The organism is Gammaproteobacteria bacterium, assembly GCA_022340215.1.
GTDB lineage: Bacteria > Pseudomonadota > Gammaproteobacteria > JAJDOJ01 > JAJDOJ01 > JAJDOJ01.
The window spans coordinates 1-10,196 of sequence record JAJDOJ010000100.1; the positions used below are offsets into that span (position 1 = coordinate 1).

Genomic DNA, 10,196 nt, shown 5'->3' on the forward strand with positions numbered 1-10,196 from the left:
GGAGATTTTAGACGACGTGCTGTCCTTGCCGGATGAGAGTCGGGCCTATGTCGCAGAGGTCCTGCTGGAGAGCCTCGATATCGGCGACGATTTCCCGGTTAGCGAGGCCTGGCGGCAGGAAATCGAAAGGCGGTGTAAGGATATCGACGAGGGTAAGGTCACCCTGGTTCCCGGAGACGATGCGATGGCTAAGGCGATTTCTGTCAAATGACATACCATCTCGCTTGTCTTTTCGTCCGTCCTCTGTGTTGCGACAACAGTGACATAGTTCGACTATGCGCCTGATGTCGCGCCTTGATGACGAACGAAAATCCGGCACAATCTGGTATGCCATTTTCCGGCAATCGCCTAAGCTCAAAGAGCGTTATTCGTGAGGCCGTTTTATTTCCATCCGGGGGCACTGGCCGAAGCCGAGGCTGCCGCCGCATTTTTCGATGAACGCATGAAAGGTTTGGGGCTTCGTTTTCTGACGGAAATGACCGAGGCGATTAACCGGATTCGAATGAACCCCGCCATATACAGAAAGATCGAGGGTGAGGTGAGAAAGTGTCGCGTTAAGCATTTTCCCTATGCTGTCGTCTTTCGCGAAAGGGCGCAGGAAATCGAGATTATTGCGGTGATGCAGCTAAGGCGGGAGCCAGGCTATTGCGCGAGGAATCAAGACCTGACCCTTTGTCCCAATTACGGATTCTCTCCGCCCATTACATGTTATGTGTCTATAAGAGAAATACGCGGTAAGTTCTAAAATGGAAGGTACATCACTACTTATTTGGGGAATGCTATTCGGAGCAATCGGCCTCGGATTTTTTATATATGGGAAAAATCAAAGAGCAATAGTTCCGCTAGTTACCGGAATCGCCTTATTTATATTCCCTTATTTTATATCGAATGTATACATGCTTGTAAGTATCGGTTTTATTTTGGTGGTACTGCCATATTTTGTCAGGATATGAGGCGTGTAAAAAGAGTTAAGATTATTTAGATTAGCACGTCATGCGCTGAAGCGTGAAAGTAAGGAGAAGTATTCTCACCCAGAATTGGGCCGCTGATGCGGCAATCGTTCCGGGACATATTCCTCCGGGGTTCGTAAAAGGAATCGAGGGTCAGGTCTTGATTCGTGCACGAGAGGGCAAAGGGCACGAATCAAGACCTGACTCTTTGTCCCGGAGATGCCGACGATACCCTCGTCCCACCACGGCGATCTCGGCCGAAGCGCCATCCTCCATCACGTACAGCAGGGACACGATGCAGGTGGCAGGTAGGGAAATAGACGTAGCGCATCGGCATGCCGGGTTCGCAAACCGATTCGCCCAGCGGCATCGCGACCAGTTCCAGGTGGGGAAACAGGTTCGCGCGTTCCTCTGCAGGCAGGGCGGCGAGCAGATGATTCTGGCTTGGATCAAGAGGGGGGGGTATGACGACTGGTCATCGGTGAACTCCCAACTATCGGCCACCCTCGACCCGCGGTGACGACATTTCCTGCTGGCACGGGAAGCATGCGGGTGCGGGGCAGATTTTGGAAAAATTCTATCCCCATTCGGCAGCGCCGAGAAGCGGCAGCGAAATTGACCCGACGCCGGGGCCGGCCAGGCCGTCGGCAATGTGCGGCAGCAGACAGACGCCGACAGGGGTCTCGCGTAGCTTGCCATCAACCGGACCTATCAAGCGCGCAAATGGCGAACGGTGACGAACGTCTCTGTCGAGATGCGCCTCGCATCTGGCGAAATAAAGCGTTGGTCCCGCATGGCCTGCGATAGAGCCATCGCCAAGTACCTTACAACATGAAGGCGCCGCTGCAATGCCGCTCGGTCTGGATGGTTGTTCGGGTATGTCGACGCAGGACAGGAACACCGCGATCGGTGCCGTTCGGGGGCGCCGTGCTGTCCAGCGGTAGCGCGTTCGGCACGGTCGAGGTGCGAAAAGACGGAGGTTGAACATGAACTGGAACGTCATCGAAGGCAACTTGAAGCAGTTCAAGGGCATATTCAAAGTACGTTGGGGCAGGCTCACCGACGATCATGTCGACGAGATTGCCGGCAAGCGCGACGAGTTGGCGGGGAAGATCCAGGAAACCTACGGCGCCACGCAGGACGTGGCAGAGAAGCAGGTCAAGCAATTCGAGGAGGGCGGCAAAGAGTAGCGGGCGCGGCGAGGCCGCCGCAGAATCGCTACCCTGTTGCCGCGCGGCGATTCAGCCCAAACGGCAAGTGCGAGAGGTCGGCAAAAATGAAGGCGGCGTCCGGAGGGGACCGTTCATGACGTACTGTATAGGTATCATGCTCGACAGCGGGCTGATCTTTGCATCGGATTCGCGTACGCACGCCGATGTCGACAATTTTGCCAGTTTCTGCAAGATGAGCGTGTTAGAGCGTGCCGGCGACCGGGTGATCGTACTGCTCAGTTCAGGCAACCTGGCCGGAACGCAGGCGGTCATCGGCCTGCTGAGGCAGCGGATCGCCAAGCACCCGTCGAACAGCCTGTGGAGCGCAGAATCCATGTTCGACACGGCGATGCTGGTGTCGGATGCCATGCGCGACGTCGACCGGCGCGATGGCCAGTTCCTTGCGGAGAGCGACCTCCGTTTCAATGCCTCGTTCATACTCGGCGGCCAGATTGCCGGTGAACCACCACGACTTTTCCGGATCTACGCGGAGGGTAACTTCATCGAGGCGGGAACGGAGACGCCCTACCTTCAAACGGGCGAGACCAAGTACGGTAAGCCGATCGTCGACTGGGTGATCACTGAGGCGACGTCGCTGAACGATGCCGCGAAATGTGCCCTGGTATCGTTCGATTCAACCATGCGCAGCAATCTGTCGGTGGGTATGCCGATCGATCTGCTCTGCTACGAGCGCGACAGCCTAGCGGTGAGGATGCGCCGCCGCTTCGGCGAAGGCGATACGTACTTCGTCGAACTCAGCAGGCGGTGGAGCGAGGGCACCCGCCTGGTCTTTCGTCAATTGCCTGATCTGGACTGGTAGGGCCTGCCTGGTCAGATGTGTGCCGCAAGTGTCTCAATCACCGGGCCCGAGTCGGTGTGCGGAGATGGTCCCGATGACGGTTTGGTGTTCACTTGCGAACATGCCGGCAACCTGATTCCTGCAGTGTACCGTGAACTCTTCAGGGCCGATCAGTCGCTGCTCGACTCACACCGCGGCTACGATCCGGGTGCGATGCTGATGGCGAGAACCCTGGCAAGGGCATTTTCCGCACCGCTGCTCAGCTCTACCGTGAGCCGCCTGCTGGTCGATTTGAATCGGTCGATCGGTCACCCCCGGCTGCACGGCGAACCGGTGCGAGGCACACCGGTCGAGGTCCGCCAGCATATACTGCGGAAGTTCTACCGGCCTTATCGTGAGCGGGCTGAACGTCTCGTCATGCAGTCCATCGCCGACTCGGGCCGGGTGGTCCACATCTCTTCGCACAGCTTCGTACCCGAGTTGAACGGCAAACGTCGTCGTGCCGACATCGGATTGCTCTACGACCCGACCCGGGCGGGGGAGGTGGATTTGTGCCGGCGCTGGAAGGACATGCTCGTGTCCCGTGCTCCGGAGTTCATCGTTCGCCGTAACTACCCCTATGAGGGCAAGGGCGATGGTCTGACCGCCTGGTTTCGCCGACGACTGCCACCCCGTGTGTACGTGGGGATCGAACTGGAAGTCAACCAGGCACAGGTGGCGCTCGCAGGTCGCCACTGGAGCGCCATGCGTCAGGTCATCGTCGAAACGTTGCACAGTGCGCTCGTTGATTTTCGCGGCGCGGGATCGACATAACCGGACTGGCCGATAACCGCATTGGCCGGGACAGGTCGGCGGGCTGTGCCGGCATCAACCAGGAATCACTTTATGAAGATCCGCATTGGCTACGAATTGATCTACGACTGCCCGCAGCCGACCCCGATGATAATGACCCTGAACGTGCACTACACACGTGTCTCGGACATGATCACCCCCGACTACATGATCGCTGATCCAGCCGTTCCTATGACGGCCTATCGAGATAGTTTCGGTAACTGGTGTTCACGCATCGTGGCCCCCGCTGGCCGCGTCAGGCTATCGACTGATGCGCTGATAAATGACACGGGCGAGCCCGATTTGGTGGTTCCGCAGGCGCGCCAGACCGTGGTGGAAGAGCTGCCCGACGAGACGCTGCTGTTTCTGCTGGGCAGCCGCTATTGCGAGACCGACCGGCTGTCCGAGATGGCCTGGCAACTGTTCGGCAATGCGCCTACGGGGTGGGCGCGCGTGCAGACGATCTGCGATTACGTCCACCGGCATATCCGTTTCGGCTACCAGCACTCGCGTCCGACCAAGACCGCCTATGAGGTCTTTCATGAGCGGGCCGGTGTGTGCCGGGACTACGCGCACCTGGCTATCGCCTTCTGTCGCTGTATGAACATTCCGGCGCGTTACTGTACTGGATATCTCGGCGACATCGGCATGCCGCCACCCTACGAGCCGATGGATTTTGCCGGCTGGTTCGAGGCCTATCTCGATGGTCATTGGTACACGTTTGACGCACGCAACAATATCCCTCGCATCGGCAGGGTGTTGATCGCGCGCGGGCGCGACGCGGCAGACGTCGCCATCAGCAACACCTTCGGAGCTAATACACTGGTCAGTTTCCAGGTGCGTACCGACGAGGTGTGCGGCCGGGGTGCTGTCTGAAGGGCAGGGGCCGGTGAGGGCGGCGAGTCGCCGATGCAGATGGCGGCTGTGTCTATACCAACGCGGCCTACCAGGAGATATACCCGTCACGGACAGGTTTCCCCGGCACACACGCCCTCTTCGTCCCGTGGCAGCGTTGCGATTCCTTGCAATAGAGCGGCTATTACGCGTCATCGCGCCTTGCCACGAAACGAATATGACACACACTTTCTCGTGAAAGCCTGTCCGCGACGGGTATAACGCTGGCGTACTCTTTCACCCGCTGCAGGGCCATACCGGCCGCGAGTACAGCCAGGAATCCATAGATGTGACTGACCACTGCGAGGCCGTAGGTCAAGGCAATCAGGCCCAGCGCCAGGAATTCGTCCAGGCCGATCGACTCCTTGTGGCGGGCGCGTAGGTAGACCACCAAGGCACCAATCAATGCTCCCAGTGTGCCGCCGATCTACAAACCGCCGACGGGAGCCAGATGACATCAACCGATCACCAGCGCCACCCACCGCTGCCCATGTCGTGCAGTCCAAAAAGGCCGAGGCCGAGCATAATGAATGGAAACGCGGCTCCGTCGTTCAGCCCCCCTTCGCCGGTCAGGCTGAAACGCAGCCGGTCACGATCTCCTGATGACTCCACCTGGATGGCTGAGGAATGGGGCCCAATGTGGGGGGCTCCAAAGTGAACTTTACGGATTGCATCAGGCGATACATGGTGGACTCCTTTCCCTCGTGGGAAGCCGGATGGCTCTGCATGCCGGCGTCCTATCAGAGTGGCCGGCAATGAGATTTGGTCAGGGAATTCGGACAATCAATGGCACATGATCGCCGGCATGCTTTTTCGCAAGTTTTGCCGCTTTCTTCTCCTTGGGCGTCAGCAACGGCTGTTTCTTCGACTCTCTGTTCGATTTATTGTGCTTGGACATATCGGTAAACTCCTGGTCAAAGGAAAAGAAAACGTTTGAGACGAAGGGAGCTGACGCATGGCATACTTGGGTGCCGGTCGCTGAATGTGAGACCTTTCGCTTCGGCCAGCGCCTTTGATTTTGCGCGGTTCCAGTACTGATCGGCCAGTACCGTATGGCGTAGACCGATGTCTCGTACCGAAGTCTCGGTCTCGTGGGGATCGAGTGGTTGATGGTTCACTTGTATTTTTCCTTAGTCGGTTTTCGGGGGGGGTTGTGCTCGGCGTGTCGGATGAGCGTGAATTCCACCGCGACCTCGTTGTTCGGATCCGTCAGGATCTTTAACGGAAGCCGTTCTGAAGGCCTGGTGGGCATGTCGCAGCAGGCGTGAACTGCGACGGCTGATTCGAAACGCATCGTCACGAGGTTGGTCTTGCGGTCATCGATGACTCGAGCAGGGTTCGACCGAGAGGCTAAGCTGCGGACACCGGGCAGCAGCGCAGATGTGAAATGCGGGTGGGTCATGACTCACCCTCCATTGGTTCTGTCCACTTCCGTTGGGTCTGGGGGAGGCAGGGGCCAGAAACTGACTGACATGGTCAGTTATTGTCAATGTACGCCCTCTGCGGGGAATAGCAACTGGTATCTGTGCGGCAATGAATCGGTGTATGTCATAGCAATTCCAGCTGTGACTCTCGTCGTTGTGGTGCCATGACGCTGATGGCACCCTATACGTCGGTAGCGACGTTTTTTTGACGGGCGGTGTCCGGTTCAGCGAAGAACATTGCCATGCGACGACTTCAGATCAGACATCTCACCGAGTACCGCTTCCCCAGTCCGGTGTCGTTACTGCCGCACCGACTCTTGCTGCGGCCCAGGGAGAACCACAACGTCCGTATCGAGTCTTCGATGCTCGATATCTCCCCGTCACATACGGTGCAATGGAAGCGTGACATACTGGACAACTCGGTTGCTGTGGTGGCGATTGCGCAGCCCACCGATCTGTTGCGGATCGCCAGCACCGTGATCATTCAGCACTATGACGAGAATCCGTTTGATTTCCGGATGGACGATTACGCGTTGATGCATCCCTTTGCCTATACAGAGAGTGATCGCGTGGAGCTCGATCCCTTTCTGCAGCCGGTCTATCCCAATGACCGGGAAATGATCATTCGGTGGCTGGAAGACTCGGGATGGCGGCAGCCGACGCTGACCTTCACCTTGCTTGACCGCATCAACCGCGGGATAGCCGTCGGGTTTTCTTACCAGATTCGCGAGGAGCAGGGCGTCCAGTCACCGGGCTCGACACTGCAGCAGGGTAGCGGTTCCTGTCGCGATTTTGCGGCTTTGTTCACCGAGGCATGCCGTCACCTGGGTCTGGCGAGTCGCTTTGTGACCGGGTATCTGTTCACCTGGGCAGGTGACACCGACTATGCCTCGACGCACGCCTGGGCCGAGGTCTACCTGCCGGGTGCCGGCTGGAAAGGCTTCGATCCGACCAGTGGCGAGGTGACCGGAGACCGGCATATCGCGGTGGCGGTTGCACGCCACCCGGAGGCGGTTCCACCGGTGGCTGGAGACTTCGTCGGCACCGCTCAGCAGCGTCCACTGCTGAGTGTCATCCTGCGGGTCAGCGAGATTGCGGCCTGATCTCGACATTGAAGCGGGGGCTGCCAAGCCAGGCGTTGCCCCGCAGAAATGTCACCACGATTACCACCGCGACTCATCGACGGGCGATGTTGGAACGGCATCGTCCGGCTTCGGCAGTAATGCCTCGGTTGCCGACTCAGACGGCGTTCATCGGGCGGTCGCCGGCCTGTTCGCCAGCGCGGGCAATGTGGTCCAGTGGTGTGAGGTAGCGAAAGAGCCGCCAGCGGTTGGTCATGTGATCGCCTGGGTGGAACGAACCGCGCAGTGCCGATTCGTCCGGTCTCCGGTCCAGCCTGCGACCGAATTCCCGTTGTCGCGAGGCGCACTATGTACGACACCGCACAGACCTTGCCCTGCCGTGTCCCCTAGTGCGATTCCACCAGCTTGCGCCACCATCGTGCCAGGTTTTTATGACGCGTGGTGCCCGATGGGCAGCCTCACCGGCCTGCCCCGCCATACCCGGCGGTCTATCTGAGCTGGAAACGAGGAAGCCATAGTGTCGATGCAGAACGATCTTGACCCGCGCGCAGGATCCTCGGGGGGCGGTGCGAACCTGCCGGATCTCGACGATGTGCTGCGGCGAGGTCGCAATTTTCTCAAGCTGATGCTGCAGGGTGGTAGTCCTCGTGGTCTCATCGTTCTCACCGTACTGCTTCTCACCGTACCGCTTCTGGCCGGGTTGGGTGCATGGACCGCCTATTACACCGTCCCAAGTGACTCTGTCGCGGTCGTACAAAGATTCGGCAAGTATCTCAAGGAGGTTCCGCCGGGCCTGCATTTCAAACTGCCTTTGGGTATAGATACGGCCACACTGGTGCCGGTGAAGCGGCAGTTGAAGCAGGAATTCGGGTTTTCCACGCCGGGTGCCACCGATCCTTACCAGAGTCCGCGTGGCGGTGGACGAGAAACCAAGCGGGAAACCGAGATGGTGACGGGCGACCTGAACGCTGCACTGGTGGAATGGGTGGTTCAGTACCGGGTATCCGAACCCATCAAGTTTCTTTTCGAGGTTCGTGAGCCAAGTGAAACGCTGCGCTACGTCTCGGAATCGGTCATGCGAGAGGTCGTTGGTGATCGCACCGTGGATGAGGTGATCACGATCGGCCGACAGGAGATCGAGTCGGAGGCGTTGATCAAGATGCAGGCGCTTTCGACCAAGTACGCGATGGGGATAAGCATCGATCAGGTGCAATTGAAGAACATCAATCCGCCCGAACCAGTGCAGGAGTCCTTCAACGAGGTAAACCAGGCTCAGCAGGAGAAGGAGAAGCTGATCAACGAGGCACGCCGCGACTACAACAAGGTGATTCCATTGGCCGAAGGTGAGAAGGATCAGCGCATCCGCGAGGCCGACGGTTACCGGCTCAAGCGGATCAACGAAGCGGAGGGCGACGTTGCAAGATTCAGCGCCCTGTTGGCTGAGTACACAAAGGCACCGGAGGTTACGCGTCGACGAATCTATATCGAGACCTTACAGGACGTCTTGCCGGGTATAGGTTCCAAGATCATCGTTGACGAGAAAACCAGCGGTATTCTGCCGTTGCTCAATCTGGACGCCCAGAAGCGAGACGGATCATGAATAGGTTGTTAGTGGCTTTGATCGTCGTTGCGATCGGCGCCTACTTGGCGTTCAGTTCGCTTTATACTGTAAGCGAAGTCGAGCAAGTCATTATCACCCAGTTTGGTAAGCCTGTCGGCGAACCAGTGACTTCCGCTGGGCTGAAGGTCAAGGTGCCTTTTGTTCAGGAGGTCAATGCAATAGACAAAAGGGTCCTCGAGTGGGATGGCAGTCCTTCGGATATGCCGACCAAGGACAAGCTCTATATCTCGGTCGACCTCTTCGCCCGCTGGCGGATTACGGACCCCCTGCAGTTTTTCCTGAGGTTACGCGACGAACGTAGTGCCCAGTCGCGGCTCGACGACATTCTGGGCAGTGAGACCCGCAATGCCGTCGCCAAGCATGAACTGATTGAAATCATCCGCACGACCAGAGACCGCGTCCCGTTGCGCGATGCATTTCTGACTGCGGCTGAGCGCGAGCGGGATATGGGCGCTCTGGTACCGATACAGAAGGGTCGCAAACTGGTGGAGCACGAAATCTTTGCCGCGGCTGCAGAAAAGGTAAAGATCTTTGGTATCGAGTTGCTCGACATCCGTTTCAAACGGATCAACTACAACGAGAGTGTCCGCCCGAAGATATACGATCGAATGATCAGCGAACGGCGCCAGATCGCCGAGCGTTTCCTTTCCGAAGGCAACGGCGAGGCGGCACGTATTCGCGGCGATCGTGTGCGCGATCTGAACAAGATCCAGTCCGAAGCCTACCGGCAGGTCGAAGAGATCCGCGGCGTCGCAGACGCGAAGGCCACTGAGATCTACGCCGCGGCGTACAACCGCAGTCCCGAGGCGGTGGAGTTCTATGAATTCTCACGCACGATGCAGTCTTACCGCACCATCATCGCAGGTGACACAACCCTCGTTATTTCAACCGACAGTGACCTCTTTAAGTTTCTGAAGGGCATGGCATCGCCAAGCCGGGTCGGTGCCTCGATCGGAGATGCGGGTGGGAAGCTATAGGTGGTTAGACCTTACGGCGACAAGTGACGGGGTTTCGTGACGGTGCACCGTACACTTGTCACCACGGTGTCGCCAAAAAGTCCGCCACGAGCGTGGGCGGTGCAGATATCGAGGAAGAATGAGGAATAATGCTATGTCCGATACCTTCCAAGTCCGCTCAAGATTGACCGTCGGCCGACAGCAATACGACGCATTTCGCCTCGACGCCCTGGGCTAGCGCCATGACCGTCTCTTCGCCCCGCTTGATCCACCCATAGCTCGAAACCGTGTTGTGCTGCGGATGGGTTCCATCCATGAAATAGATCGGATCGTTTTCCCCTTTGTTTTCCTTGAGATTCTCATAGTCTCTCAGAAATGCCTTCTGTGCCTCGGGATCTGCTTTTCCTGGCACAACCTTCGGCTTCTTG

Annotated in this window: 12 protein-coding genes and 2 pseudogenes; 10 read left to right on the forward strand and 4 right to left on the reverse strand. The window is 58.0% G+C overall.

Annotation, left to right across the window (positions count from 1 at the left end; translation table 11 throughout):
* Positions 1–4 precede the first annotated feature (4 nt).
* From LJE91_07455 to LJE91_07465, 3 genes are all read left to right on the forward strand, one after another.
* Positions 5–211, forward strand: a complete 207-nt coding sequence (locus LJE91_07455; protein ID MCG6868557.1) for an addiction module protein — start codon at positions 5–7, stop codon at positions 209–211.
* Positions 212–370: 159 nt separating this feature from the next.
* Positions 371–745, forward strand: a complete 375-nt coding sequence (locus LJE91_07460) for a type II toxin-antitoxin system RelE/ParE family toxin (protein MCG6868558.1) — start codon at positions 371–373, stop codon at positions 743–745.
* Between the two features lies 1 nt (position 746).
* Positions 747–953 carry a hypothetical protein gene (locus LJE91_07465; protein ID MCG6868559.1) on the forward strand — a complete coding sequence of 69 codons (207 nt, stop codon included), beginning with the start codon at positions 747–749 and terminating at the stop codon, positions 951–953.
* Positions 954–1,168: 215 nt separating this feature from the next.
* On the opposite strand, the pseudogene LJE91_07470 reads toward LJE91_07465, so the two are convergent.
* Positions 1,169–1,416 (reverse strand): annotated as a pseudogene (locus LJE91_07470) (Crp/Fnr family transcriptional regulator).
* 520 nt (positions 1,417–1,936) lie between these two features.
* Between LJE91_07470 and LJE91_07475 the strand changes: the two are divergent.
* The 4 genes from LJE91_07475 to LJE91_07490 all read left to right on the forward strand — a co-directional run bounded on the left by LJE91_07475 (position 1,937) and on the right by LJE91_07490 (position 4,667).
* Complete coding sequence (locus LJE91_07475; GenBank protein MCG6868560.1) at positions 1,937–2,140, forward strand: CsbD family protein; 204 nt, start codon at positions 1,937–1,939, stop codon at positions 2,138–2,140.
* A 115-nt stretch (positions 2,141–2,255) separates the two neighbouring features.
* Positions 2,256–2,981 (forward strand): peptidase, encoded by a 726-nt coding sequence (locus LJE91_07480; GenBank protein MCG6868561.1) that lies wholly within the window; start codon positions 2,256–2,258, stop codon positions 2,979–2,981.
* 15 nt (positions 2,982–2,996) lie between these two features.
* Positions 2,997–3,773, forward strand: a complete 777-nt coding sequence (locus LJE91_07485) for an N-formylglutamate amidohydrolase (GenBank protein MCG6868562.1) — start codon at positions 2,997–2,999, stop codon at positions 3,771–3,773.
* Positions 3,774–3,845: 72 nt separating this feature from the next.
* Positions 3,846–4,667: a transglutaminase family protein gene (locus LJE91_07490; protein MCG6868563.1), complete on the forward strand. Its 822-nt coding sequence runs from the start codon at positions 3,846–3,848 to the stop codon at positions 4,665–4,667.
* A gap of 256 nt (positions 4,668–4,923) precedes the next feature.
* Here the strand turns inward: LJE91_07490 and LJE91_07495 are convergent.
* A pseudogene (locus LJE91_07495) lies at positions 4,924–5,312 on the reverse strand (cation:proton antiporter).
* 487 nt (positions 5,313–5,799) lie between these two features.
* On the reverse strand, positions 5,800–6,087 hold the full coding sequence (locus tag LJE91_07500) for a hypothetical protein (GenBank protein ID MCG6868564.1): 288 nt from the start codon (positions 6,085–6,087) through the stop codon (positions 5,800–5,802).
* 264 nt (positions 6,088–6,351) lie between these two features.
* Between LJE91_07500 and LJE91_07505 the strand changes: the two genes are divergently transcribed.
* The 3 genes from LJE91_07505 (at position 6,352) to hflC (ending at position 9,789) form a co-directional block, all read left to right on the forward strand.
* Positions 6,352–7,212, forward strand: a complete 861-nt coding sequence (locus tag LJE91_07505; GenBank protein MCG6868565.1) for a transglutaminase family protein — start codon at positions 6,352–6,354, stop codon at positions 7,210–7,212.
* A 502-nt stretch (positions 7,213–7,714) separates the two neighbouring features.
* Positions 7,715–8,791 (forward strand): FtsH protease activity modulator HflK, encoded by a 1,077-nt coding sequence (gene hflK / locus LJE91_07510; GenBank protein ID MCG6868566.1) that lies wholly within the window; start codon positions 7,715–7,717, stop codon positions 8,789–8,791.
* Positions 8,788–9,789, forward strand: a complete 1,002-nt coding sequence (hflC, locus tag LJE91_07515) for a protease modulator HflC (GenBank protein ID MCG6868567.1) — start codon at positions 8,788–8,790, stop codon at positions 9,787–9,789. Before hflK ends, hflC begins: the two co-directional genes overlap by 4 nt.
* Positions 9,790–9,946: 157 nt before the next feature.
* Here the strand turns inward: hflC and LJE91_07520 are convergent.
* On the reverse strand, positions 9,947–10,196 hold a 250-nt coding region (locus LJE91_07520), incomplete at its 5' end, for a hypothetical protein (GenBank protein MCG6868568.1).